Raw genomic sequence first — 23,926 nt, forward strand, 5'->3', positions numbered from 1 at the left:
CATCGGCGGAGCGCCGACCGGGGGGTAGCCGTAGCCGCCGGGGGCGTGACCGCCCTGCGCGTGGCCGCCCTGCGGGGGGCCGGCGGCGGGCGACTGCTGCTGTGACGAACTCGACGCGAGCGTGCGGCTGCGCACCCGGTACAGGCCGGTGTCGAGGTCGTCGGCCTTCTCCAGGTGGACCTTGATCGGGCCCATGAAGGTGTACCGCTGCTGCTTGGCGTAGTCGCGGACGAGGCCGGCGAGCTCGTCGCCGAGCTGGCCCGAGTAGGGGCTGAGGCGCTCGAAGTCCGGCGCGCTCAGCTCGACGATGAAGTCATTGGGGACGACGGTCCGCTCGCGGTTCCAGATCGTCGCGTTGTTGTCGCACTCGCGTTGGAGAGCGCCCGCGATCTCAACGGGCTGGACCTCGGACTTGAAGACCTTGGCGAAGGTGCCGTTGACCAGACCTTCGAGCCGCTGTTCGAAACGCTTCAGGACTCCCATGGGGCACCTCCTCCGTCGTTGTCGTCCTGGTACTGCTTACTGATCGTATCCACGCGTCGGGAAATCGGCTGGTTCCCCTTCTCTGCCCTGTGGACGAGTGTCACCTCTCACAGGCCTCCCCCACGGATCGTAGAGGCGGCCCCTGGACAGTGTCCCGCACCCGGCGAGCGAGCAGGAGGCACGGGGCCGCGCGGTGGGGGCGGTCCGTCCTGTTCCTCCCGTTACCCGTCCACTCTTCTTCTCTTCTTCTCCGCGGCCTGGGCCGCCCGTCGCCTCCTCCCTCTCCGGCCCTCCGTGTCCGCTCGGTCCCCGCGGTCTTCCCTTCCGTCTCTCTGTCCCTGTTCGCTCGGGCGGGGGGTCAAACAACGGATGTGAATCCACCGTCCGCGACGTGCTAATCTTCAGATGTCGCCAGGCGATCGCACCGAAAACAACGGTGAGGGAGCCCGGAGCACACCCAATGCGCGGGTGGCGGAATAGGCAGACGCGCTGGATTCAGGTTCCAGTGCCCGCAAGGGCGTGGGGGTTCAACTCCCCCCTCGCGCACCAGACGGAAGCCCCGTAGGTCATCGACCTACGGGGCTTCCGCGTTGTCGGAGGCGTTCGGTGTCCTTCGGCGTCCTTCGGCGTCTTTCGTTGTCTTTTGGTGTGAGGTACGCGACCTTCGTCGCTGCGGAACGCGACGAAAGAGGGCCGCCGGTCGGACGGGGCGCTGCCTAAGGTGCGAGCGTGGACGCGACTTCGAAGATCAGGGCAGGGGCCGCCGCCGCGTGGCACTGGTTCGCGGCGCCCGGGATGTGGTCGCGGCGCAGGACCGCCGGCGAGGTGGTGCTCGCCGTCGTGATGGGGCTGCTCGCCGCCGGCACCGAGGAGCTGCTCGGCGGCGAGGGGTGGCGGCTGGCCTGGGTGGGCCTGGGCGCCGCCGTGCTGTCGCTGCTGCGCCGGCGGCTGCCGGGGTCTGTGCTCATCGTCACGGCGGCCTGCGCGCCGGTCGTGCCGGGCTTCCTCGTCCTGCTGATCCTGGTCGGCTGGTCGTCCGGCCGGTACATCGCCGGAGCGGGGCGGGCACTGATCGCCTACACCGTCGCGTACGTGCTGAACGTCTCGGCGAGCCTGGTCGACGTCTGGGATCTGCACCGGACGCTGACCGTCGTCTTCATGGCGACGCTCTACTTCCTCGGGACCACCCTCGCGCCCGGCCTCGCCAACCGGTACTGGACCCAGCGCAGGACCCTGCTGCACGCCCTGCAGGAGGGCAACGCCCAGCTGCTGCGAGAGCGCGCGATGGTGGTCGGGCAGGCGCGGCTGCTCGAACGGCAGCGGATCGCCCAGGACATGCACGACAGCCTCGGCCACCAGCTCGCGCTGATCGCGGTCCACACCGGCGCCCTGGAGGTCGACCGGGAACTGACCGACCGCCAGCGGGAGGCCGTCGGGGTGCTGCGGAACGCGTCGGTGACCGCGATGCACGAGCTGCGCGAGGTCGTCGGCATCCTGCGGGACGGTGTCCACGCGGGGGCGGAGGCCACTGCCCTGCCCGCGGGGCCGGGCGACTCCTCGGGACGGGCGGCGCGGGGGACCGCCGGTATCGAGGGGCTCGTCGAGGCGGCGCGGGCCGCGGGGAACCGGGTGGAGCTGCGGTGGAACGGGGACCACCGGCCGCTGCCCCCGGCCGCCGACCACGCGGCGTACCGGATCGTGCAGGAGGCGCTGACCAACGCCTACAAGCACGCGCCGGGCGCGCTCATCGACGTGGAAGTGCGGTACGAGCCGGACTCCCTGGTCGTGGAGATCGTCAACGAAGCGGCCGAGAAGGCCCCGGAGGACGTCGTCAGCGGCGGTCAGGGGCTGACCGGGCTGCACGAGCGGGCCCGGCTCGTCGGCGGCATCGTCCACGCCGGGCCGGCGGACGGCGGCGGGTTCCGGGTCGCCGGGATGCTGCCCTACGGGGTGGTGGAGGCAGCGCCTTTGGTCGATGCGGCCGACGACTTCCGGCAGCAGTCGACGAACCCCTGGGTGGGCCACCGTGGAGCCGTCCAGGTCGGGCAGGCCGACTGGACCTTCACGGAACGGGAGCTGGCGATGGCGATGCACGGGGGCAGGAACAGGAGCGCGGGCAGCGGGATCGCGCTGGGGTGCGGGATCGCGTTCGCGGCCCTGGTCCTGCTGCTGGTCGCGGGCGGCTTCGGCGTCTACTTCCTCGTCGGATCGCTGGAGAAGGGCATGATCGACCCGGCCGAGTACGACGCGATATCGGTCGGATCGGCCGAGAAGGAGGTCCGCGACAAGCTGCCGTCCGGCGACACGATCACGACCACCGGGCTGCACGGCAAGGGCCCCGAGGAGCCGGAGGGCTCCAAGTGCCTGGTGCTCATGTCGTCCGAGGTGGGGAAAGAGGTGGAGACCGAGCCGGTTTTCCGGTTCTGCTTCAAGGACGGCAAGCTGATCGAGAAGAAGTCGTACGAGGTCAAGCGCTAGCGCTGACCCGGCCGAACCGGTAGCCGTTGGGGAGTAGCTGTGGCAGGGCAGCGCATCAGGGTCGTGGTCGCCGACGACGAGCCGCTGATCAGGGCCGGGATCCGGATGATCCTCACCTCGGACGAGGACATCGAGGTGGTCGCGGAGGCGGCGAACGGCCGCGAGGCCATCGAGCACGTGCGCGCGCACCACGCCGACGTGGTGCTGCTCGACATCCAGATGCCGGTGCTCGACGGGCTGTCCGCGCTGCCGGAGCTGCGCCGGGTGGCGCCCTCGACGCGGGTGATCGTGCTGACGACCTTCGGCGAGCGGGAGAACGTGCTGCGGGCCCTGGAGCACGGGGGCGCCGGGTTCCTGCTCAAGGACACCGCGCCGGCCGAGCTGATCCGTGCGGTCCGGGCCGCGGCGGCGGGTGACGCCTATCTCTCGCCCGCCGCCACCCGGCACGTGGTGGAGCAGTTGGCCTCGGGCCGCGAGGTGACGCGCGCGGAGCAGGCGAGGGGGAGGGTGGCGGGGCTGAGCGAGAAGGAGCGCGAGGTCCTCGCCCTCCTCGGCGAGGGGCTCTCCAACGCGGACGCGGGGCGGCGCCTGCACATGAGCGAGGCCACCGTGAAGACGTACGTCAGCCGGATCCTGGCGAAGCTGGGCTGTGAGAACCGTGTGCAGGCGGCGCTGCTGGCGCGCGACGCCGGGCTCTGACCCGGCGTTCTAGGCGCCGCCGGGGCCCGCCGCGTTGTAGCGGAGCAGGTAGGAGGCGAAGCGGGCGAGATCGTCGGCCGGCCAGTCCTTCAGGCGCTCCTGGTAGGCGGCGTGCCGACTCGCCTGGGTGGCGGCCAGGACGCGGCTGCCCGCCTCGGTGGGGTGCAGCACCTGGACCCGGTGGTCGTCCGGGTCCGGTCGGCGCTCGACCAGGCCGAGCCTCTCCAGGCCGCCGATCTGGCGGCTGACCGTCGACTTGTCCAGCAGGTAGTGCGCGGCGAGGTCGGTGGCCCGGCAGCCCTGCTGGTCGTCGATATGGGCGAGCAGGGTGTACGACACGAGCGGCAGCTCCGGGTGGAGCCGGGCGGCCGCGGCGCGGGCACGGCGGGCGAAGGCCGTCAGCTCCCGCTGGATGGTGTCGAGGGAGGCCTCGCGCGGGCCGTCGTCGTCGCCGTCGGTCATGGTGCGCTCCGGGGGCCGTTCAGAGGTGGTGGGTGCAGTTGTAGAGTACAACCACCATTTAGGTGTATGGTGCATGTGTATTCGGTTGTAAAAACCAACCAAACCTGGAGGTGTTCGGTGTCCGCAGGACTCCCCGCCGCGACTGCCACTGCGTCCCCGTCCGCGCCCGGGAGATCGGTGCCCGCGGGTGCCCTGCGCCATGTGCTCGGACATCTGCTCACCCCCCTCCTCATGTGCATCGGCATGGGGCTCGCCTACCTCGGCGCGTTCCACGCCCCCCACCCGCACGACCTGCGCGTCGACGTCGTCGGCTCAGGCCCGCGCGTCCAGGTCCTCGCCCAGACCCTCCACGACCAGGGCGACGGAGCCCTCGACGTCCGTACCGTCCCCGACCGGGCGACCGCCGTCACCGCACTGCGCGAACAGAACTCCTTCGGCGCCTACCTCCCCGGCGACCGCCCCGAACTGCTCGTCGCCACTGCCTCCTCCGACACCAGCGCCATGGCCGTCGAGAAGGTGTTCACCGACGTCGCCGCAGGACAGGACGCGCCCCTGAAGGTCACCGACGTCGCCCCCGTCTCCGACGGAGACCCCACCGGACAGGGCGTCTTCTTCCTGCTGGTCGCGCTCAGCATCGGCTCGTACGCCTCTGTCGCCGTCATCGGCGGCGCGGGCGCCGTCCTGCCCCTGCGCCTCCGCGCCCTGCTCGCCGCCGGAACGTCCCTCGTCGTCAGCCTCGTCGGCACGGTCTTCGCCGGACCGATGTTCCACCTCGTCGACCGAGGACTCGGCGGAGTCTGGGCGATGTCCTGGCTGTACTCGGCCGGCATCCTGCTGATCGGCGTGGGACTCCACACCTTCCTGCGCCGCTGGACCACCCTCGGCGTGATGGTCCTGTTCGTGATGCTCAACTTCACCAGCTCCGGAGGGATCTACCGCCCCGAGCTGCAGCCCGGATTCTTCGGCGCCCTGCACGCCTTCTGGAACGGCGCCGGCTTCGTCGAAGGCGTCCGCAGCCACGTCTACTTCGCCGACCACGCCCTGGGCCGACACCTCCTGGTCCTCGCGCTCTGGCTCCTCGCCGGAGTCGCCGTCACCCTGTGCGCGGGCCTGGCCGAGACCCGCCGCCGCCGAGCGGCGGCCACCCCACCGGCCGAGCCCTCCGCGCCTGCGGTCGCCGACGCGGCGGCCGAGGAGGAGACGGAGGAGGAGATAGAGCAGGAGATGGAGCAGGAGATGGAGCAGGCCGTCGGGGTCTGAAATGCGGCGGGCGCCCAGGTGACCGGTTGTCCACAGGCCGTTGTCCACAGGGGAAGACGGGTCGTCGAACCCGGCGGTACCGTCATCCCGTTGATGTTGAGCAGCACAGGACAGCACGAAATCGGGGGTGGACGTCCCATGGGCGAGATCCGGACAGGGGTACCGGGACAGCGAGACACGGACGGCGGACGCGTTCCGCACGTGCCCGGGTTCGCCCGGCGAACCGCCGCGGGAGTCACCGACTCCCCGAAGGAACAGGGCAAGGCCCTGCGCACGCGCGTCCCACGCACCACCCACGACACCCTCGTCCTCGCCGCCGACCGCCCCGACGCCGTCCGCGCCGTCGAGGACTCCAGCCGCGACCGCGTGCCGGAACTGGCCCCCATACGCGTCGGACGCATGGCCGCGAGCCCCTTCGCGTTCCTGCGCGGCTCCGCCGGGCTCATGGCCCACGACCTGGCCGGCTCCCCCGTCACCGGCGTCGCCGCCCAGATCTGCGGCGATGCGCACGCGGCCAACTTCGGCCTCTACGGAGACGCCCGCGGCCGCCTCGTCATCGACCTCAACGACTTCGACGAGACGGTCGTCGGCCCCTGGGAATGGGACCTCAAGCGCCTCGCCACCTCACTCGTGCTCGCCGGACGGGAGGCCGGCGCGAGCGAGGACACCTGCCGCGCCGCCGCCTTCGACACCGTCGGCGCCTACCGCCGGACCATGCGCCTGCTGGCCAAACTCCCCGCCCTCGACGCCTGGAACGCCATCGCCGACGAGGAACTCGTCTCCCACACCGACGCCCGCGACCTGCTCGGCACCCTCGAACGCGTCTCGGCCAAGGCCCGCAACAACACCAGCGCACGCTTCGCCGCCCGATCCACCGAGTCCGTGACCGACGCCGACGGCGGAGGCCGCCGGTTCGTCGAGGCCCTGCCCGTCCTGCGCCGGGTACCGGACGCGGAGGCGGCCGCCGTCGCCGCCGCACTCGGCCCCTACCTCGACACCGTCTCCGAGGACCGGCTCCCGCTGCTCGCCCGGTACGCCGTCCACGACGTCGCCTTCCGCGTCGTCGGCACCGGCAGCGTCGGCACCCGCTCCTACGTCGTGCTGCTGCTCGACCACCGCGGCGAGGCGCTCGTCCTCCAGGTGAAGGAGGCCCGGCCGTCCGCGCTGCTCCCGCACCTGCCCGCCGTCGGCTTCACCGTCCCGGACGCGGGGCACGAAGGCCGGCGCGTGGTGCTCGGCCAGAAGCGGATGCAGGTCGTCAGCGACATCCTGCTCGGCTGGACCACGGTGGAGGGGCGACCGTTCCAGGTGCGCCAGTTCCGCAACCGCAAGGGCAGCGTCGACCCGGCCGCGCTCACCCCCGACCAGGTCGACGACTACGGCCGCATGACCGGCGCGCTCCTCGCCCGCGCCCACGCCCACAGCGCCGACCCGCGGCTGATAGCCGGCTACTGCGGCAAGAGCGAGGAGCTCGACGAGGCCGTCGCGTCCTTCGCCGTCGCCTACGCCGACCGCACCACGGCGGACCACACCGACCTGCTGACGGCGGTGCGCAACGGCCGGACAGCGGCCGAACTCGGAGTGTGACGGCCCGAGGCTGCCCGAAACCGGGCTGCCCCGGACCGGTGGCCACGGGCCACGAAAAACGGGGGGCGGGGCGGGGGAGGGAGGGGGGAGGGCCCCCCGGGGATCGTAGGCTGGTGGGGTGACGGACCGGAACGAGGACGTGGGCGTGGACCAGGACGTGGATCCGGACGCAGGCGCGGGTGCGGACGCAGGCGCGGACCTGGGTGCGGGCGAGGGCGCGGACCTGGGTGCGGGTGCGGGCGAGGGCTCTGACGCGGGTGACGGGATCGGTGCGGGCTCGGGTGCCGCTGTCGGAGCTGAGTCCGGTGCCGGGGCTGGGTCCGAGGTCGGGGACGAGCGGCCCGAGGCTCGGCTGGAGAAGGCCGTGCGGGTGGCCGAGCAGGCGTTGATCGAGTTCGAGATCGCGGTGGAGACCTTCCGCGTCGAGGTCGACAACTTCTCACGGCTGCACCACCAGAAGCTCGGGCCGATGTACACGCGGCTCGACGAGCTGGACGCGCAGATCGCCGAGGCGCGCGCGGCGCAGACCGGTGATCCGGAGGATCTGCGGAAGGCGCAGGAGGCGCGGGCCGTCGTCATGCCGATGCCCGGTGTCGACGAGCTCTTCCACGACTGGATCGACTCCGACGGACTCTCCCCCGAGGCCGCCGCGATGCTGACCGAGCAGCCCGTACAGCCGCCGAAGCGGGTGCGGCCGAGTGAGGAGGCCCGGAAGCTGTATCGCGAGCTGGCCCGGCAGGCCCACCCGGACCTGGCGCGCGAGGAGGACGAGCGCAAGCGGCGCGAGGAGTTCATCACCCGGGTCAACGCGGCCTACGCGCGCGGTGACGTCACGCTGCTGCGCGAGCTGTCCGCCGAGTGGGCTGCCGGTCCGGTGGCCGAGCCGGAGCGGCTCAGCGAGAGCGAGGAGCTCTATGCGCGCCTCGAGTGGCTGTCGCAGCGCAAGGAGCTGCTGACCCTGGTCGCGCGGGAGCTGGAGGAGAGCGCGATCGGCGCGATGCTGCGGATGGCGCCGGACGACCCCGATCAGCTCCTCGAGGAGATCGCCGAGCAGCTGCTCGCGCAGGTGTCCGAGCGGGAGGCCGAGCTGGCCGCGTTGGTGCGGCAGGTGAGTTAAGTTTCCAAGGGGCTCGATCCTCCCTTCGAGCCGTTCGTACGAGAGAAGGCCTGTCCCATGAACTTCGCCCCGCTCCCCTCGGTGGACGTGGCTTCCGTGCCGGCCGACGCCCTGGTGCTGGACGTCCGTGAGGACGACGAGTGGGTGGCCGGTCATGCCGAGGGTGCTCTGCATGTGCCGATGAGTGACTTCGTGGCGCGTTTCGGCGAGGTGACCGAGGCCGTGTCGGAGGGGCGTCGGGCGTATGTGATGTGCCGGGTGGGTGGCCGGTCTGCGCAGGTCACGCAGTATCTGGTGCAGCAGGGGATCGACGCGGTCAACATCGACGGCGGCATGATCGCCTGGGACGCGGCCGGTCGGCCGGTGGTGACGAAGGACGGCGCCCCGGGCTTCGTGGCCTGAGCCTCTTCCCGGCCCGGGGCGGTTTCCGGGTCGGTCAGCCGAGGGGGTGGGCGGCCAGGAGGTCGCCGAGGGCCTCCTCGTGCGCGGCGGCCGGGCCGAGGGCGAGTTCGAGCTGCTTGGCCCACGCGTGGTAGCGGTGGAGCGGGTAGTCGGTGTCGGCGCCGAAGCCGCCGTGGAGGTGCTGGGCGGTCTGCACCACGCGGCGTACGCCTTCCGAGGCCCAGATCTTGGCGACGGCGATGTCCGCGGCGGGCGGCAGGGGGCCGCCCGCTTCGCTGGTGATGCGCCAGGCGGCCTGCCAGAGGGTGACTTCCATGGCGCGCAGGTCGATGTAGCGGTCGGCGGCCTGGACGGCGACGGCCTGGAACGTGGCCACGGGGTGGCCGAACTGCTCGCGCTTGCCCGTGTATTGGCTCGTCATGGTGAGGACGTTCTCGCCGAGGCCGAGGGCGAGGGCGCAGGTTCCGGTGGCGAGGACGCCGTGGAGCCAGTCCCAGGCGCCGGCGGTTTCGATGACGTCGGCGCTGTCGAGGCGTACGGAGTCCAGGTGCAGTTCGGCGAGGAGTTCGCCGCTGGTGGAGAACTGGTCGGCGAGGGTGAGGCCGGCCGTGGCGCGGGGGACGAGGGCGAGGACGGTCTGTCCTTCGGCGGTGTGCGCGGGAACGGCGATGCGGTCGGCTCCGTGGGCCCAGGGGACGGCGCTCTGGAGGCCGTCGAGGATCCAGTCGGTGCCGTCGCGGTGGGCGGTGACGGCGAGTTCGGCGGGGTCGTGCCCGGTGTGGCCGTTGGAGGCGGCGGTGAGGACGAGTTCGCCGCGGCCGACGCGGGGGAGGAGCGCGGCGGCGGTGCGCGGGTCCGCGTACCGCTCCACGGTCATGGCGACGGCGCTGGTCTCCAGGAGGGGAACGCGGGCGAGGACGCGGGCGGATTCGCGCAGGACGAGGCAGAGGGCGATGGTGTCGAGTCCGGCGCCGCCGTGTGCGGGGGCGAGGACGAGGCTGAGCAGGTCGGCGCCGGCGAGGCGGGACCAGAGCGGTCGGTCGAAGTCGTCGGCGACGGCTCCGGGGGTGAGCGCGGGGCTCGGTACGGCGTCGGGGGTGACGCCGGAGAAGACCGCTTGGGCCGCTTCGACGGCGGCCTGCTGTTCCTCGGTGAAGGTGAAGTCCACGGCCATGCCTTCCCGTTGCCTGCTTGACTGCTGTCCGTCTGCCTGACGGGTCGTCAAGATAGAACAGGTTCTAGGGGAAGGGAATGGGTGTGGCTCCCCGGCCGCCGGGGCGGTCGGCCGGGGGACGGTCAGCGGTCGAAGTCGAGTTCCACGTCGGCGGTGGCCGGGTGGGACTGGCAGGCCAGGACGTATCCGGCTTCGGTCTCCTCCGGTTCCAGCGCGAAGTTGCGGTCCATGCGGACCTCGCCTTCGACGAGGAAGGCGCGACAGGTGCCGCACACGCCGCCCTTGCAGGCGTAGGGGGCGTCGGCGCGGGCGCGGAGCACCGTGTCGAGGAGCGTCTCGCCTTCCTGGACGGGCCAGTTGCCGGAACGGCCGTGCAGGGTGGCCGTCAGTGTGGCGTGGACGGGTGCGGCGCTCGTGGGGGCCGGGGCGGGGGCCGATCCGTCGTCGACGTGGAAGATCTCCTGGTGGATCCGGGAGCGTTCGACGCCGAGTCCGCGCAGGGCGCCTTCGGTGGCGGTGACGAGGCCGAAGGGGCCGCAGAGGAACCAGCCGTCGATCTCGTCGACGGGGAGCAGCGCGGGGAGCAGGGCGGTCAGCCGCTCCTGGTCGAGGCGGCCGGAGGGGAGGCCCGCCTGCTGTTCCTCGCGGGAGAGGGCGGTGACCAGCTGGAAGCGGTCGGGGAAGCGGTCCTTGAGGTCGGCGACCTCGTCGAGGAACATCGTGGAGGAGGCGGTGCGGTCGCTTCGGACGAGGCAGAACCGGGCGTCCGGCTGCTGGGCGAGCAGCGTGGCGGCCATCGACAGGACCGGGGTGATGCCGCTGCCGCCGACGACGGCCGCGAAGTGGCCGGGGCGGGGCGTGAGGGTGAAACGGCCCATGGGTTCCATGACGTCGACGGTGTCGCCGACGGCCAGTTCCTTCAGGGCGTAGGTGGAGAACTCTCCGCCGTCGACGAGCCGGATGCCGACGCGCAGGACGGGGTCCTGACCCGCGGGCGCCGCGGGCGCGCAGATCGAGTACGTGCGGCGGATCTCCTCGCCGTCGCGTGCGGTGCGGCGCAGGGCGAGGTGCTGACCGGGGGTGTGGCGGTAGGCGTCGCGCAGTTCGGCCGGTACGGCGAAGGTGACCGCCACCGAGTCGTCCGTGAGTTGCTCGACCTCGCTCACCCGGAGCGGGTGGAAGGCGGCCCGTCCGGCCCCTGAGGACACCATCTACAACTCCTTGAAGTGGTCGAACGGTTCGCGGCAGGCCGTGCAGCGGCGCAGCGCCTTGCAGGCGGTGGAGGAGAAGCGGCTGAGCAGTTCGGTCTCGGTGGAGCCGCAGTGCGGGCAGCGGATCGCCAGCGTCACGGGCACGGGGCCGCCGGTCGCGGCCGGCCCCTGGGGGCGGGGCGGGGCGATGCCGAACTCGGCGAGCTTGCGCCGTCCTTCGTCGCTGATGTCGTCGGTGGACCAGGCGGGGGCGAGGACGGTGACGACGGAGACGTCGGCCATGCCGTGGGCGTGCAGGGCGTGCTCGATGTCGGCGGACATCGCCTCGATGGCGGGGCAGCCGGTGTACGTCGGGGTCAGCTCGACCTCGACGCGGCCGGGGCCGAGGACCTGGACGCCGCGCAGGACGCCGAGTTCGCCGAGGGTGAGGACGGGCAGCTCGGGGTCGGGGACGGCGCCGGCGATCCGGCTCAGTTCCTGCTCCAGGTCGGTCATCCCGGGACGGGTGGCGGTCACCATGCCGCCCCCGGGTGGCTGCGGTGCAGGTGCTGCATCTCGGCGAGCATCCGTCCGAAGGACTCGGTGTGCAGGCCCTGCCGGCCGGCTCCCGCGCGCCAGCCGCCGGTGTGGGGGCCGGTGGGGACGGTGAGGGTGGCGCGGGTGAGGACGGCGGTGACGGAGTCCAGCCAGGCGGCCCGCAGGGCCTCGTGGTCGATGTCGAGGCCGGGGACGGGCTGGAACAGCTCGCCGGTGAAGCGCCAGAGGGCGTCGCAGGCGCGCTGCATGCGCTCGTGGCTCTCGGGGGTGCCGTCGCCGAGGCGGAGGGTCCAGTGCTCGGCGTGGTCCTGGTGGTAGGCGACCTCCTTCACGGCCTTGGCCGCGAGTCCGCTGAGGGGGCCGTCGCCGGCCGCCAGCTGGGCGAAGAGGAGCCCTTGGTAGGTGGAGAAGTAGAGCTGGCGGGCGATCGTGTGGGCGAAGTCGCCGTTGGGCTGCTCGACGAGCTGGGTGTTGCGGAAGGCCCGTTCCTCGCGGAGGTAGGCCAGTTCGTCCTCGTCGCCGACGAGGGAGAGCAGGACGCGCGCCTGTCCGAGCAGGTCGAGCGCGATGTTCGCGAGGGCGACCTCTTCCTCCAGGACGGGGGCGTCGCCCGCCCACTCCCCCAGTCGGTGGGAGAGCACCAGGGCGTCGTCGCCGAGGGCGAGCGCGGCTTCGGCGATCACGGTGGTGTCCGCGTTCGCAGTGGTCGCAGTGGTCGACGTGGCCGCGGTGGTGTCAGTGGTGTCGGTGGGGCCGCTCACAGGTGCTTCACCCCCTCGGGGATCTCGTAGAAGGTCGGGTGCCGGTAGGGCTTGTCCGCCGACGGCTCGAAGAAGGGGTCCTTCTCGTCCGGTGAGGAGGCGGTGATCGCGGTGGAGGGCACCACCCAGATCGAGACGCCTTCGCTGCGGCGGGTGTACAGGTCGCGGGCGTTGCGCAGGGCCATCTCGGCGTCCGGTGCGTGCAGGCTGCCGGCGTGGGTGTGGGAGAGGCCGCGGCGCGAGCGCACGAACACCTCCCACAGGGGCCATCCGTCGGTGGTCATGCCCGTGCCTCCCCGTGCTTGTCGGCGTATGCCGCCGCTGCTTCTCTGACCCAGGCCCCGTTCTCGTGGGCCCGGCGACGCCGGTCGAGCCGCTGCTCGTTGCAGGGGCCGTTGCCCTTGAGGACGTCCTGGAACTCGGCCCAGTCGATGGGGCCGAAGTCGTAGTGCCCGCGCTCCTCGTTCCACCGCAGGTCCGGGTCCGGGAGGGTGAGTCCGAGGGCCTCGGCCTGGGGGACGGCGATGTCCACGAACCGCTGGCGCAGCTCGTCGTTGGAGTGCCGCTTGATCTTCCAGGCCATGGACTGGGCGGAGTGCGCGGATGCGTCGTCCGGCGGGCCGAACATCATCAGCGAGGGCCACCACCAGCGGTTCACGGCGTCCTGGGCCATGGCGTGCTGGGCCTCGGTGCCCCGGGAGAGGGCGAGGAGGGCTTCGTACCCCTGGCGCTGGTGGAAGGACTCCTCCTTGCAGACGCGGACCATCGCGCGGGCGTACGGCCCGTAGGAGCAGCGGCAGAGGGGGACCTGGTTGGTGATGGCGGCGCCGTCCACCAGCCAGCCGATGGCGCCGACGTCGGCCCAGGTCAGCGTCGGGTAGTTGAAGATCGAGGAGTACTTCTGGCGGCCGGAGTGGAGCTTGTCGAGGAGCTCGTCGCGGCTGGTGCCGAGGGTCTCCGCCGCGCTGTACAGATACAGCCCGTGGCCGGCCTCGTCCTGGACCTTGGCCATGAGGATCGCCTTGCGGCGCAGCGAGGGCGCGCGGGTGATCCAGTTGGCCTCCGGCTGCATGCCGATGATCTCGGAGTGGGCGTGCTGGGCCATCTGGCGGACGAGCGAGGCCCGGTAGGCGTCCGGCATCCAGTCGCGCGGCTCGATGCGCTCGTCGGCGGCGACGGCCGCGTCGAACACCGCCTCGTAGGCCGCCTGCGCCGCCGCGTCGGACGCGGCCGTCTCAGTGGCCGTGCCCGGCGCGCCCTGCGCGGCCGCCCTTGCTTTCTGTGCGTCCGTGGTCACTGCGGTCGCTGCCGTCCCTGCGGTCATCGGACCCCCTACCGACCGATCGTTCGGTTGAATGACTTCAATGGTCGGTCGGCGGCCCGTATGGTGTCAACCCTGTGCATGACCGAGGGTGGACGGATCGGGGATCGGGGCGGGGATGGAAGCGCAGGTCGACGCGGACGACGCGGGCGTACACGAGGAGCAGCCACCGCCCGGGCCGGAGCCGCGGGAGGGACGCGGCCAGGGGGCCGGGATCGCCTCGCTGTCGCTCCCGTACCAGGTCGCCGCGGCCGTCGCGCTCGCCGGTGTGGCGGTCTTCGCCTGTGTCCACCTCGCGATGGTGTTCCTGCACGTCGCGCCGTCGAACACGCTGACCAAGCAGAACGGCGAGGCGGTGGACGAGTGGGTCTACCCCGAGTTCGAACAGAACTGGAAGCTCTTCGCCCCCAATCCGCTCCAGCAGAACATCGCGGTCGAGGTCCGCGCCGAGGTCGAGGGCGCCGACGGCGCCGAGCGCACCACCGGCTGGATCGGTCTGAGCGCGCAGGACGCGGAGGCGATCCGCGGCAACCTGGTGCCCAGCCACACCGAGCAGAACGAGCTCCGCCGGGCGTGGGACTTCTACCTGAACACCCACACCGACGACCACCGGCCCAACGGCCTGCGGGGCGTTCTCTCCGAGCAGTACATCCGCCGGATCGTCATGCTCCGGCTCGACAGGGCGGACCTCGGCGGCACGGTGGAGCGGATCCAGCTCCGCTCCGTGACGCGCGTCGTGCCCGCTCCGTCGTGGAGCAACGAGAAGACGAACACGGACCCCTCCTACCGGGAGTTTCCGTGGTGGAAGGTGACCGCCGCCGATCTGCCGGGCGGGGCACGGGACGACCGCGCGGAGGCGGGCCGATGAACCGATCGACCACACCCCCGGAGCCCGGGAACGCCGGCACCCCGTCCCAGGAGTCCACGGCCCAGGAGTCCACGGCCCACGAGTCCACGGCCCGTGGGTCCGCGCCACACGAGTCCACGGCCCAGGAGTCCGCGGCCCGTGAGCCCTTCGACCGGCGGCTCGCGCGGGGCATCCAGCGGATCACCTCCTCGGCCCTCGGCCCGTACCAGACCGCGATCGTCCGCATCGGCATCTCGCTCACCTGGCTGTTTTTCCTGCTGCGCGAACTGCCCCACCGCCATGAGCTCTACGGCCCCGACGGCCCCTGGGCCTGGGAGATGGGGCGCCGCCTGATCGCCGAGAACGAAGCGTTCACGGTGCTCATGTGGTCGGACAGCGCGGTCTGGTTCGAGATCGTCTACGCGCTCGCTGTCCTCTGCGCCCTCCTGATGCTGCTCGGCTGGCGTACCCGCGCCATGTCGGTGGTCTTCATGGCCGGTGTGCTGTCCCTGCAGAATCGCTCCGTCTTCATGGGCGACGGCGGCGACAACGTCATCCACCTGACCGCGATCTACCTCGTCCTCACCCGCTGCTCCCGCGTCTGGTCCCTGGACGCCCGCCGGGCCGCTCGTGAGGCCCGCGAGGCGGAGGCGGGCAAGGCGCCCCGGCGCGATGTCGTCGGACCGCTGCTGTGGACGGTGCTCGGCGGACTGCTGCTCGCCACCACCTACTTCTCCGACACCAACGGCACGGCCTGGCTTCTGGTGCTGCTGTGGGTGCTGTGGCTGGGGCAGGCGCTGTGGTGGCTGGTGTGCCGCTACGCGCCGGGCGAGCCGCGCACGCTGCTCGACGTCCTCGCCAACCTGGTGCACAACGCCGCCCTCGTCGTGATCATGGCCGAGGTCTGCCTGATCTACGCGACGGCCGGCTGGTACAAGATCCAGGGCTCGCGCTGGCAGGACGGCACCGCGCTCTACTACCCGCTCAAGCTGGACTACTTCTCGCCCTGGCCCGCCCTCTCCGATCTGCTCGGATCCAGCGGTGTGATCGTGTTGGCGCTGACCTACGGGACCGTGCTGATCCAGGTCGCGTTCCCCTTCGCCCTGTTCAACCGCAAGGTCAAGAACGTCCTGCTGGTCGCGATGATGCTGGAGCACGCCGGGATCGCCGTGCTCCTCGGGCTCCCGCTCTTCTCGCTGGCGATGATCTCGGCGGACGCGGTGTTCCTGCCGACGGCGTTCCTGGTGTGGCTGGGGGCGCGGGCGGGGCGCGGCAGGGACCGGTTGCTGTCCCGCCGGCGCGGGACGGTGCCCGACCAGCGCCGTGCGGACGAGGAGGCCGCCCCCCGTACCCTCGTGGGGTGAGCACCGCTGAACAGTCCGAGCCGATCCAGTACGACGACGGGTACGCCCCCGAGGTCGGCGTGGGACCGCATCCGCTGCCCTGGCCGGACGGCGAGCGCTACGACCCGGAGCTGCTGGCCGGCGGGGACCGGCGCAACGTCGTCGACCGGTACCGGTACTGGACGCGGGAGGCGATCGTCGCCGACCTGGACACCCGGCGGCACGACTTCCATGTCGCGGTCGAGAACTGGGGCCACGACTTCAACATCGGTTCCGTGGTGCGGACGGCCAACGCCTTCCTGGCGAAGGAGATCCACATCGTCGGGCGGCGGCGGTGGAACCGGCGCGGGGCGATGGTCACCGACCGCTACCAGCACGTCCGCCACCACCCGGACACCGTGTCGCTGACGGCGTGGGCGGCGGCGGAGGGCGTGCCGATCATCGGCATCGACAATCTGCCGGGCGCCGTTCCGCTGGAGCGGACCGTGCTGCCGCGGCGCTGTGTGCTGCTGTTCGGCCAGGAGGGTCCGGGCCTCACCGAGGAGGCCCGGAACCACGCCGAGATGGTCTGCTCGATCGCTCAGTTCGGCTCGACCCGGTCGATCAACGCGGGCGCCGCCGCGGCGATCGCGATGCACGCGTGGGTGCAGCGGTACGCCGAGATCACCCCGGGCGGCTGAGCGGCCCGTCGGCCGGAGCCGCCCGTACTGAGCCGCCGTACTGCGCTGCCTGTACTGAGCCGCCCGTGGGCCCGCAGGGTCCCGCGGAGGCCCGTGAGAGCCCCCGCGAGCGCCCGGGGTCACGCCTGGCGGCGGACCTCCACCACGCGGAAGCGGTTGGCGACGAACGCTCCGTCGCACAGGGCCGCGTTCGCCGCCGGGTTTCCGCCCGAGCCGTGGAAGTCGGAGAACGCCGCCGTCTGGTTGACGTACACCCCGCCCGTCAGGTTCAGCGAGAGCTGCGCCGCCTCGTCGAGGCAGACCTCCTCGACGGCCCGCTCGGTCTCGGCAGAGGTGGTGTACGCCCCGACGGTCATCGCTCCCTTCTCGCGGACCGTGCGCCGCAGCAGCTCCAGCGCGTCGGCCGTCGAGTCGACGGAGACGGCGAAGGCGACGGGGCCGAAGCACTCGGAGAAGTAGGCCGCCTCCGGGTCCGGCTTCGAGCCGTCCAGCTTGACGATGACCGGCGTACGGACGACGGCGTCGGGGAAGTCCGGGTTCGCCACCTCGCGGGAGGCCAGCGCCACCTCGCCGAGGCCCGCGGCGGCCTCCAGGCGCGCCTTCACGTCCGGGTTGACCAGCGCGCCGAGCAGTGCGTTCGCCCGGGCGTCGTCGCCGAGCAGACCGCCGACGGCCGCCGCGAGGTCGGCGACGACCTCGTCGTACGACTTGGGTCCCGCGTCGGTGGCGATGCCGTCGCGGGGGATCAGCAGGTTCTGCGGGGTGGTGCACATCTGGCCGCTGTACAGGGACAGGGAGAACGCCAGGTTGGACAGCATCCCCTTGTAGTCGTCGGTGGAGTCGACGACCACCGTGTTGACGCCGGCCTTCTCCGTGTACACCTGCGCCTGGCGGGCGTTGGCCTCCAGCCAGTCGCCGAAGGCGGTGGATCCGGTGTAGTCGATGATCCGGATCTCGGGGCGCACGGCCAGGGTCTTCGCGATGCCCTCGCCCGGCCGCTCGACGGCCAGCGCGACGAGGTTCGGGTCGAATCCGGCCTCGGCGAGGACCTCGCGGGCGACGCGGACCGTGAGCGCCAGCGGGAGGACGGCGCGCGGGTGCGGCTTGACCAGCACCGGGTTGCCGGTGGCGAGGGAGGCGAACAGGCCCGGGTAGCCGTTCCAGGTGGGGAAGGTGTTGCAGCCGATGACGAGCGCGATGCCGCGCGCGACGGGCGTGAACGCCTTGCTCAGCTCCAGCGGGTCCCTCTTGCCCTGCGGCTTGGACCAGTCGGCGCGGCCGCCGGGGGTCCGGGTCTGCTCCGCGTACGCGTACGCCACGGCCTCGAGGCCGCGGTCCTGGGCGTGCGGGCCGCCGGCCTGGAACGCCATCATGAAGGCCTGGCCGCTGGTGTGCATGACGGCGTGCGCGAACTCGTGGGTGCGGGCGGAGATCCGCGCGATGATCTCCAGACAGACCAGGGCGCGGACCTCGGCGCCGGCCTCGCGCCAGGCGGCCATGCCGGCGCGCATCGCGGGCAGCAGGACGTCGATGTCGGCGTGCGGGTACTCGATGCCGAGCGCCGGGCCGTACGGCGAGGTCTCGTCGCCGGTCCAGCCGTCCGTGCCGGGCTGGTCCAGCTCGAAGCGGGTGTTCAGCAGGGCCTTGTACGCCTCGAGACCGCCGGCGGCGTCCAGCGAGCCGTTCTCGCCGTAGGCCTTGGGGTGCTCGGGGTGCGGAGACCAGTAGGCGCGGGTGCGGATCGTGTCCAGTGCCTGGTCGAGTGTGGACCGGTGCTTCTGGGCCAGAGCGTCGGTGGTCAGCTGAGCGGCGGCCATTGCGGGACCAACTCCTCGTCGAGCTAGATCGGTTCGGCGCGTGTGACGCCTGCGCGGAGCCCTCCGCGACGGTGGTCGTGGAAGACGGGTGGGCAGGGACGAACGGACAGAGTTAGAGTAACCGAACGATCGGTCGGGACAAGGGGGTCTGTCGAAGCTGTGGACAACCCATCGGGGAGGATCAGCCGTATGACCGCCAATGTGAGCGACTCCGCGCCGGACGCCGCCCCGACCACGGCCCAGGAAACCGGCGCCGAAGCCCTCGACCGGAGCCGTACCGTCGCCGTCGTCGGCACCGGGACCATGGGCCAGGGGATCGCGCAGATCGCCCTGGTCGCCGGGCATCCCGTACGGCTCTACGACAGCGCCCCCGGCCGCGCCGAGCAGGCCGTGACCGCGCTCGCCGCCCGCCTCGACCGACTGGTCGAGAAGGGGCGTATGGACCGCGCGGAGCGCGACGCCGCCGTGGCCCGGCTGCACGCCGCCACCGAGCTGACGGAGCTGGCCGACGCGGCGCTCGTCGTCGAGGCGATCGTCGAGGATCTCGGGGTCAAGCAGCGGCTCTTCGCCGACCTGGAGAAGATCGTCGGCGACGACACCCTGCTCGCCACCAACACCTCCTCCCTCTCCGTCACCGCGATCGCGGGCGGGCTGCGGCTGCCCGGCCGCTTCGTCGGCCTGCACTTCTTCAACCCGGCGCCGCTGCTGCCGCTCGTCGAGGTCGTCAGCGGCTTCGCCACCGACGCCCCGGCCGCCACGCGCGCGTACGCGACGGCCAGGAGCTGGGGCAAGACGCCGGTGCGCTGCGCCGACACCCCCGGGTTCATCGTCAACCGGATCGCCCGGCCCTTCTACGCCGAGGCGCTGCGCGTGTACGAGGAGGGCGCGGCCGACCCCGCCACCATCGACGCGGCCCTGCGCGAGAGCGGCGGCTTCCGGATGGGCCCGTTCGAGCTGACCGACCTCATCGGCCAGGACGTCAACGAGGCCGTCACCCGGTCCGTCTGGGAGTCCTTCTACCAGGACCCCAAGTTCACGCCCTCGCTCGCCCAGCGGCGCCTGGTCGAGTCGGCGCGGCTCGGCCGCAAGTCGGGGCACGGCTGGTTCCCGTACGGGGACGGCGCCACCGCACCCGAACCGCACACCGCGCCGCCGGCCGCGGCGCCGGCCTCGGTCACGGTCCAGGGGGACCTCTACCAGGCACGCGCGCTGGTGGGCCTCTTCGAGGCGTCCGGCGTCACGGTCGAGCGCGCCGACGACGCCGTGCCCGGCTACCCGGGCTGGATCGAACTTCCCAGCGGGACCCGGCTGTTCCTCGCCGACGGCACCGCCGCCGACGACGCGGAGATGCCGGTCGTCCACTTCGACCTCGCCCTGGACTTCGCCACCTGCGAGCGGATCGTCCTCGCGCCCGCGGCGAGCGTCGACGACGCCTCCCTCCAGGAGGCGATCGGCCTCTTCCAGGCGGCCGGCAAGAAGGTCAGCGTCATCGGGGACGTCCCCGGACTGATCGTCGCCCGCACGGTCGCGATGCTCGCCGACTTCGCGTACGACGCCGCCACGCGCGCGGTGGCGGACGCCGACGACATCGACACCGCGATGCGGCTCGGCGTGAACTACCCGCGCGGGCCCCTCGCCTGGGCCGAGGAACTGGGCGCGGGCTGGGTCCTCGGGACGCTCTCCAACCTCCACGAGGAGTACCCGACGGGCCGCTACGCCCCGTCGCAGGCGCTGCGCCGCCGGGTCGCCGCGGAGCAGGCGGCCGCGGACCCGGCGGGCGACACGGCCGGTCAGGAGGCCACGGCATGACGACCGCGAAGCGGGACACCTACACCCCCGAGACGCTGCTCTCCGTCGCCGTAGGGGTCTTCAACGAGCGCGGCTACGACGGCACGTCCATGGAGCACCTCTCCAAGGCCGCGGGGATCTCCAAGTCCTCGATCTACCACCATGTCGCGGGCAAGGAGGAGCTGCTGCGCAGGGCTGTCAGCCGGGCGCTCGACGGCCTCTTCGGGATCCTCGACGAGCCGGGCGCGGGGCGTGGCCGGGCGATCGAGCGGGTCGAGTACGTCACCCGGCGCACCGTCGAGGTGCTGATAGCCGAGCTGCCGTACGTGACGCTGTTGCTGCGGGTCCGGGGCAACACCGACACCGAGCGCTGGGCCATGGAACGGCGCAGGGAGTTCGACCACAGGGTCGCCGAGCTGCTCAAGGCGGCCGTGGCCGACGGGGACCTGCGGGCCGATGTGGACATCAAGCTCGCCACCCGGCTGCTCTTCGGCATGATCAACTCGCTGGTGGAGTGGTACCGGCCGCTGCCGGGCGCCCACGCCGAGCGGGACCAGCTCGCCGACACCGTCGTGCACCTGGCCTTCGACGGGCTGCGTACGGCCCGCTGAGGGGCCGCTGAGGCCTTGCCCGGGGCCCGTTCCGCACGGGCCGCCCGGGCGGTACGGCCCCGTGGGCTCCCGGGCGGCCCTGCCGTGAGTCCCGGGCGCCGTCAGTGGTCCGGGTCGAGGTCCGTCTCCTCGAAGACCAGGAGCGTGCGGGTGGAGAGCACCTCCGGGATCGCCTGGAGCCTGGTCAGCACCAGTTCGCGCAGCGTGCGGTTGTCCGGCGTGTGCACAAGGAGCAGGACGTCGAAGTCTCCGCTGACCAGGGCGATGTGCGCGGCGCCCGGCAGCGCCTGGAGCTGTTCGCGCACGGTGCGCCAGGAGTTCTGGACGATCCTGAGCGTGATGTACGCGGAGGCACCGTGGCCCGCGCGCTCGTGGTTGACGCGGGCGCTGAAGCCGCGGATCACGCCGTCGTCGATCAGCCGGTTGATCCGCGCGTAGGCGTTGGCCCGGGACACATGGACCCGTTCGGCCACGGAGCGTATCGACGCGCGACCGTCCGTCTGCAGGATGCGCAGGATGTCCCGGTCGATCGCGTCGAGCGGGCGCGCCGGCGGACCCTGCGGCACTCCGGTCGGGCTCGGGGGCAGGGCCTGCTCCCAGCCGTCGGCCATTTGTTCATCCGCCACGTCCCCCCACCTCTCATCCATGGACGACATGTCTCCATCCCAGGCTGTGGAGAACCGATTGTCCACAGGCTGAGGGCACCTGTAGCCAAAATGGCTCCACGACCGAACAATCGGTAGGTGAGGCGCACCACATTCGCGCCACCCGCCTTCGGGTCTTATGCCCGCTCCCACGAGGAGGTGGACTCGTTGCAACAGCGCAGTTCGACAGTCCAAGAGCCGCCCGGTGCCGCGACCGCCTACCGGCCCACCCCGCCGCCGGCGTGGAAGCCGCGCACCGACCCCGCCCCGCTGCTGCCCGACGCCGAGCCCTATCGGGTCCTCGGCACGGACGCGGCCGCCCAGGCCGACCCCGAGCTGATGCGACGGCTCTACGCGGAGCTCGTCCGCGGCCGTCGGTACAACGCGCAGGCCACGGCGCTCACCAAGCAGGGCCGACTGGCCGTCTACCCGTCGACCACCGGGCAGGAGGCCGCCGAGGTCGCGGCCGCACTGTCCCTGGAGAAGCGGGACTGGCTCTTCCCCTCGTACCGCGACACCCTCGCGGCCGTCGCCCGCGGCCTGGACCCCGTCCAGGCGCTGACGCTGCTGCGCGGCGACTGGCACACCGGCTACGACCCGCGTGAGCACCGTGTCGCGCCCCTGTCGACCCCGCTCGCCACGCAGCTCCCGCACGCGGTGGGCCTCGCGCACGCGGCCCGGCTCAAGGGCGACGACGTCGTGGCCCTGGCCATGGTCGGCGACGGCGGCACCAGCGAGGGCGACTTCCACGAGGCGCTGAACTTCGCGGCCGTCTGGCAGGCCCCGGTGGTCTTCCTCGTGCAGAACAACGGCTTCGCGATCTCCGTGCCCCTGGCCAAGCAGACGGCGGCGCCCTCGCTCGCCCACAAGGCCGTCGGCTACGGCATGCCGGGCCGGCTCGTCGACGGCAACGACGCGGTCGCCGTCCACCAGGTGCTGACCGAGGCCGTCGCACGCGCGCGGCGCGGCGGCGGACCGACGCTGGTCGAGGCCGTGACGTACCGCATCGACGCCCACACCAACGCGGACGACGCGACCCGCTACCGCGGGGACGGCGAGGTCGAGGCCTGGCGGGCCCACGACCCGATCCTGCTCCTGGAGCGGGAGCTGACGGAGCGTGGCCTGCTCGACGAGGACGGCAGGCGGGAGGCGGCCGAGGCCGCCGAGACGATGGCGGCGGCGCTGCGCGAGCGGATGAACGCGGAGCCGGTCCTGAACCCGATGGATCTGTTCGCGCACGTCTACGCCGAGCAGACGGCACAACTGCGTGAGCAGGCGGCGCAGCTGCGGGCCGAGCTCGACGCCGAGAGCGAGGCCTGATGACCACCGCGCAGCAGACGCCGCAGAAGAAGGTCGCGGCCAAGCCCGCCACCATGGCGCAGGCGCTCCAGCGGGCGATGCGTGACGCGATGGCCGAGGACCCGACCGTGCACGTCATGGGTGAGGACGTCGGCACGCTCGGCGGCGTCTTCCGGGTCACCGACGGCCTCGCCAAGGAGTTCGGCGAGGACCGCTGCACCGACACCCCGCTGGCCGAGGCCGGCATCCTCGGCACGGCCGTGGGCATGGCGATGTACGGACTGCGGCCGGTCGTCGAGATGCAGTTCGACGCCTTCGCGTACCCGGCGTTCGAGCAGCTGATCAGCCATGTCTCCCGGATGCGGAACCGCACGCGGGGCGCGATGCCGATGCCGCTGGTGATCCGTGTGCCGTACGGCGGCGGGATCGGCGGTGTGGAGCACCACAGCGACTCCTCCGAGGCGTACTACATGGCGACGCCGGGGCTCCACGTCGTCACCCCGGCCACGGTCGAGGACGCGTACGGGCTGCTGCGGGCGGCGATCGCCTCCGACGACCCGGTCGTCTTCCTGGAGCCCAAGCGGCTCTACTGGTCGAAGTCCGACTGGCGGCCCGAGGCGCCGACGCCGGTGGAGCCGATCGGCAAGGCCGTCGTGCGGCGCGCGGGCCGTAGCGCCACGCTGATCACGTACGGGCCGTCCGTGCCGGTCTGCCTGGAGGCCGCGGAGGCGGCCCAGGCCGAGGGCTGGGACCTGGAGGTGGTCGACCTGCGCTCCCTGGTGCCGTTCGACGAGGAGACCGTCTGCGCGTCGGTGCGGCGCACCGGACGGGCGGTCGTCGTGCACGAGTCCGCCGGGTTCGGCGGTCCTGGCGGCGAGATCGCCGCGCGGGTGAGCGAGCGCTGCTTCCACCACCTGGAGGCGCCGGTCCTGCGGGTCGCCGGGTTCGACATCCCCTACCCGCCGCCGATGCTGGAGCGGCACCACCTGCCGGGCGTGGACCGGGTCCTCGACGCGGTGGCGCGGCTGCAGTGGGAGGCGGGGAACTGATGGCCCAGGTACTCGAGTTCAAGCTGCCCGACCTCGGCGAGGGGCTCACCGAGGCGGAGATCGTCCGCTGGCTGGTGAACGTCGGCGACGTCGTCGCCATCGACCAGCCCGTCGTGGAGGTCGAGACCGCCAAGGCCATGGTGGAGGTGCCCTGCCCGTACGGCGGTGTGGTGACCGCCCGCTTCGGCGAGGAGGGCACGGAACTTCCGGTCGGCGCGCCGCTGCTGACGGTCGCGGTCGGCGGAGCGCCCGGTGAGGCGTCCCCGACGGCCCCGACGGAGGCCGGCACGGTCGCGGGCGGCGGCGCCGCCGAGGACGCCCCCACCGCCGACAACACCCAATAAAACCACAACCAA

The 23,926-nt window shown here is 72.2% G+C and carries 23 protein-coding genes, 1 tRNA gene and 1 pseudogene; 15 read left to right on the forward strand and 10 right to left on the reverse strand.

The annotated features are described in order from the left end of the window. A partial coding sequence (locus AB0E14_RS35260; protein ID WP_362428048.1) for a DUF3662 domain-containing protein occupies positions 1-483 on the reverse strand: 483 nt, incomplete at its 3' end. Between the two features lie 462 nt (positions 484-945). Here AB0E14_RS35260 and AB0E14_RS35265 point away from each other — a divergent pair. From AB0E14_RS35265 to AB0E14_RS35275, 3 genes are all read left to right on the forward strand, one after another. Then, a tRNA-Leu gene (locus AB0E14_RS35265) sits at positions 946-1,032 on the forward strand. A gap of 246 nt (positions 1,033-1,278) precedes the next feature. Further along, positions 1,279-2,961, forward strand: a complete 1,683-nt coding sequence (locus tag AB0E14_RS35270; RefSeq protein ID WP_362428097.1) for a histidine kinase — start codon at positions 1,279-1,281, stop codon at positions 2,959-2,961. 39 nt (positions 2,962-3,000) lie between these two features. Further along, positions 3,001-3,660 carry a response regulator transcription factor gene (locus tag AB0E14_RS35275; protein WP_362428051.1) on the forward strand — a complete coding sequence of 220 codons (660 nt, stop codon included), beginning with the start codon at positions 3,001-3,003 and terminating at the stop codon, positions 3,658-3,660. Positions 3,661-3,669: 9 nt separating this feature from the next. On the opposite strand, the gene AB0E14_RS35280 is transcribed toward AB0E14_RS35275, so the two are convergent. Continuing rightward, positions 3,670-4,122, reverse strand: coding sequence for a MarR family winged helix-turn-helix transcriptional regulator (locus AB0E14_RS35280; RefSeq protein ID WP_362428054.1), 453 nt, complete (start codon positions 4,120-4,122; stop codon positions 3,670-3,672). 231 nt (positions 4,123-4,353) lie between these two features. On the opposite strand from AB0E14_RS35280, the gene AB0E14_RS35285 reads away from it, so the two are divergent. The 4 genes from AB0E14_RS35285 to AB0E14_RS35300 all read left to right on the forward strand — a co-directional run bounded on the left by AB0E14_RS35285 (position 4,354) and on the right by AB0E14_RS35300 (position 8,488). Further along, positions 4,354-5,382 (forward strand): hypothetical protein, encoded by a 1,029-nt coding sequence (locus tag AB0E14_RS35285; protein ID WP_362428100.1) that lies wholly within the window; start codon positions 4,354-4,356, stop codon positions 5,380-5,382. Between the two features lie 138 nt (positions 5,383-5,520). Next, entirely contained in the window at positions 5,521-6,969 is a 1,449-nt protein-coding gene (locus tag AB0E14_RS35290; protein WP_362428057.1) for a DUF2252 domain-containing protein, read from the forward strand. A gap of 352 nt (positions 6,970-7,321) precedes the next feature. Further along, entirely contained in the window at positions 7,322-8,086 is a 765-nt protein-coding gene (locus tag AB0E14_RS35295) for a hypothetical protein (protein ID WP_362428103.1), read from the forward strand. A 57-nt stretch (positions 8,087-8,143) separates the two neighbouring features. Beyond that, a complete protein-coding gene (locus AB0E14_RS35300) occupies positions 8,144-8,488 on the forward strand; it encodes a rhodanese-like domain-containing protein (RefSeq protein WP_362428060.1) in 345 nt (114 codons plus the stop codon). Between the two features lie 34 nt (positions 8,489-8,522). Here the strand turns inward: AB0E14_RS35300 and AB0E14_RS35305 are convergent, their stop codons facing one another. The 6 genes from AB0E14_RS35305 to paaA form a co-directional block, all read right to left on the reverse strand. Beyond that, positions 8,523-9,656, reverse strand: a complete 1,134-nt coding sequence (locus tag AB0E14_RS35305; RefSeq protein ID WP_362428106.1) for an acyl-CoA dehydrogenase family protein — start codon at positions 9,654-9,656, stop codon at positions 8,523-8,525. 128 nt (positions 9,657-9,784) lie between these two features. Next, on the reverse strand, positions 9,785-10,873 hold the full coding sequence (locus AB0E14_RS35310; RefSeq protein ID WP_362428063.1) for a 2Fe-2S iron-sulfur cluster-binding protein: 1,089 nt from the start codon (positions 10,871-10,873) through the stop codon (positions 9,785-9,787). After that, positions 10,874-11,392 carry a 1,2-phenylacetyl-CoA epoxidase subunit PaaD gene (gene paaD / locus AB0E14_RS35315; protein ID WP_362428066.1) on the reverse strand — a complete coding sequence of 173 codons (519 nt, stop codon included), beginning with the start codon at positions 11,390-11,392 and terminating at the stop codon, positions 10,874-10,876. Then, entirely contained in the window at positions 11,386-12,093 is a 708-nt protein-coding gene (paaC, locus tag AB0E14_RS35320) for a 1,2-phenylacetyl-CoA epoxidase subunit PaaC (RefSeq protein ID WP_362428110.1), read from the reverse strand. Before paaC ends, paaD begins: the two co-directional genes overlap by 7 nt. A 74-nt stretch (positions 12,094-12,167) precedes the next feature. After that, positions 12,168-12,455, reverse strand: a complete 288-nt coding sequence (gene paaB / locus AB0E14_RS35325) for a 1,2-phenylacetyl-CoA epoxidase subunit PaaB (protein ID WP_362005482.1) — start codon at positions 12,453-12,455, stop codon at positions 12,168-12,170. Beyond that, entirely contained in the window at positions 12,452-13,495 is a 1,044-nt protein-coding gene (gene paaA, locus AB0E14_RS35330) for a 1,2-phenylacetyl-CoA epoxidase subunit PaaA (RefSeq protein ID WP_362428070.1), read from the reverse strand. The genes paaB and paaA overlap by 4 nt, the downstream gene beginning before the upstream one ends. A 115-nt stretch (positions 13,496-13,610) precedes the next feature. Between paaA and AB0E14_RS35335 the strand changes: the two genes are divergently transcribed. From AB0E14_RS35335 to AB0E14_RS35345, 3 genes are read left to right on the forward strand one after another with little or no spacing between them, the layout of a single operon-like run. After that, positions 13,611-14,360, forward strand: coding sequence for a DUF5819 family protein (locus AB0E14_RS35335; RefSeq protein ID WP_362428073.1), 750 nt, complete (start codon positions 13,611-13,613; stop codon positions 14,358-14,360). After that, the gene (locus tag AB0E14_RS35340) at positions 14,357-15,703 is read left to right on the forward strand and encodes an HTTM domain-containing protein (RefSeq protein ID WP_362428076.1); all 1,347 of its coding nucleotides are present in this window, start codon (positions 14,357-14,359) and stop codon (positions 15,701-15,703) included. The genes AB0E14_RS35335 and AB0E14_RS35340 overlap by 4 nt, the downstream gene beginning before the upstream one ends. Beyond that, positions 15,700-16,362, forward strand: coding sequence for a TrmH family RNA methyltransferase (locus AB0E14_RS35345; RefSeq protein WP_362428079.1), 663 nt, complete (start codon positions 15,700-15,702; stop codon positions 16,360-16,362). The genes AB0E14_RS35340 and AB0E14_RS35345 overlap by 4 nt, the downstream gene beginning before the upstream one ends. Before the next feature lie 119 nt (positions 16,363-16,481). On the opposite strand, the gene paaN is transcribed toward AB0E14_RS35345, so the two are convergent. After that, positions 16,482-18,179 carry a phenylacetic acid degradation protein PaaN gene (gene paaN, locus AB0E14_RS35350; RefSeq protein WP_362428082.1) on the reverse strand — a complete coding sequence of 566 codons (1,698 nt, stop codon included), beginning with the start codon at positions 18,177-18,179 and terminating at the stop codon, positions 16,482-16,484. Between the two features lie 189 nt (positions 18,180-18,368). On the opposite strand from paaN, the gene AB0E14_RS35355 reads away from it, so the two are divergent. Together AB0E14_RS35355 and AB0E14_RS35360 are read left to right on the forward strand one after the other, a co-directional pair. After that, complete coding sequence (locus tag AB0E14_RS35355) at positions 18,369-19,988, forward strand: 3-hydroxyacyl-CoA dehydrogenase (RefSeq protein ID WP_362428085.1); 1,620 nt, start codon at positions 18,369-18,371, stop codon at positions 19,986-19,988. Further along, entirely contained in the window at positions 19,985-20,578 is a 594-nt protein-coding gene (locus tag AB0E14_RS35360) for a TetR/AcrR family transcriptional regulator (protein WP_362428088.1), read from the forward strand. The genes AB0E14_RS35355 and AB0E14_RS35360 overlap by 4 nt, the downstream gene beginning before the upstream one ends. Before the next feature lie 101 nt (positions 20,579-20,679). On the opposite strand, the gene AB0E14_RS35365 is transcribed toward AB0E14_RS35360, so the two are convergent. Continuing rightward, on the reverse strand, positions 20,680-21,189 hold the full coding sequence (locus tag AB0E14_RS35365; protein ID WP_362428113.1) for an Lrp/AsnC family transcriptional regulator: 510 nt from the start codon (positions 21,187-21,189) through the stop codon (positions 20,680-20,682). 192 nt (positions 21,190-21,381) lie between these two features. Here AB0E14_RS35365 and pdhA point away from each other — a divergent pair, with 192 nt between their 5' ends. The 3 genes and pseudogenes from pdhA to AB0E14_RS35380 form a co-directional block, all read left to right on the forward strand. Further along, positions 21,382-22,542, forward strand: coding sequence for a pyruvate dehydrogenase (acetyl-transferring) E1 component subunit alpha (gene pdhA, locus AB0E14_RS35370; RefSeq protein ID WP_362428091.1), 1,161 nt, complete (start codon positions 21,382-21,384; stop codon positions 22,540-22,542). Further along, the gene (locus AB0E14_RS35375; protein ID WP_362428094.1) at positions 22,542-23,570 is read left to right on the forward strand and encodes an alpha-ketoacid dehydrogenase subunit beta; all 1,029 of its coding nucleotides are present in this window, start codon (positions 22,542-22,544) and stop codon (positions 23,568-23,570) included. Before pdhA ends, AB0E14_RS35375 begins: the two co-directional genes overlap by 1 nt. Then, positions 23,552-23,812: pseudogene (locus AB0E14_RS35380) on the forward strand (biotin/lipoyl-containing protein); the annotation flags it as partial. The gene AB0E14_RS35375 and the pseudogene AB0E14_RS35380, both read left to right, overlap by 19 nt. Between the last annotated feature and the right edge of the window lie 114 nt (positions 23,813-23,926).

The sequence above is a fragment of the Streptomyces sp. NPDC047981 genome (genome assembly GCF_040653315.1).
Lineage (GTDB): Bacteria > Actinomycetota > Actinomycetes > Streptomycetales > Streptomycetaceae > Streptomyces.